A 536-nucleotide genomic window follows, 5' to 3' on the forward strand; every position below is an offset into this window, starting at 1 on the left:
GAGGGCTTAACGGCCGTGTTCGGCATGGGAACGGGTGTGTCCCCTCCGCCATCATCACCAGACAATTTTTCTCATTTCTCAAAAGTCACAAGGAGTAATTTAGCATATCCTCGCATCAACTTTCAAGCGTTATTTTTTGGAAAATGGTGGAGCTGAACGGGATCGAACCGATGACCTCCTGCTTGCAAGGCAGGCGCTCTCCCAACTGAGCTACAGCCCCATAAAAGAAACCCCAAAAAGTGATGCTTATGCTTCGTAGGTACATCCGAATACTATTCGGGTATCCCTTAGCAAAAGCAAATATTCAAATGGTGGGCCTAGGCTGACTCGAACAGCCGACCTCACGCTTATCAGGCGTGCGCTCTAACCAACTGAGCTATAGGCCCTCAAAAGCCACAAAAAAAGACGTACTACTTTGAAGCTAAAAACTGAAGCGCTTCAAAGATTTGTATACGTCAGGGAGTTGATGCTCCCTCAAAACTGAGCAGCGAATATGCGTTAATTGTCATATCTCCATAGAAAGGAGGTGATCCATC

Annotated in this window: 2 tRNA genes and 1 rRNA gene; all 3 read right to left on the minus strand. The window is 46.6% G+C overall.

The features are described 5' to 3' along the window. Positions 1–62, minus strand: a 5S ribosomal RNA gene (rrf, locus tag ADS79_RS34015); the annotation flags it as partial. 82 nt (positions 63–144) lie between these two features. Next, positions 145–220, minus strand: a tRNA-Ala gene (locus ADS79_RS34020). 89 nt (positions 221–309) lie between these two features. After that, positions 310–386, minus strand: a tRNA-Ile gene (locus tag ADS79_RS34025). Positions 387–536: the final 150 nt, after the last annotated feature.

The sequence above is a fragment of the Brevibacillus reuszeri genome, assembly GCF_001187725.1.
GTDB lineage: Bacteria > Bacillota > Bacilli > Brevibacillales > Brevibacillaceae > Brevibacillus > Brevibacillus reuszeri.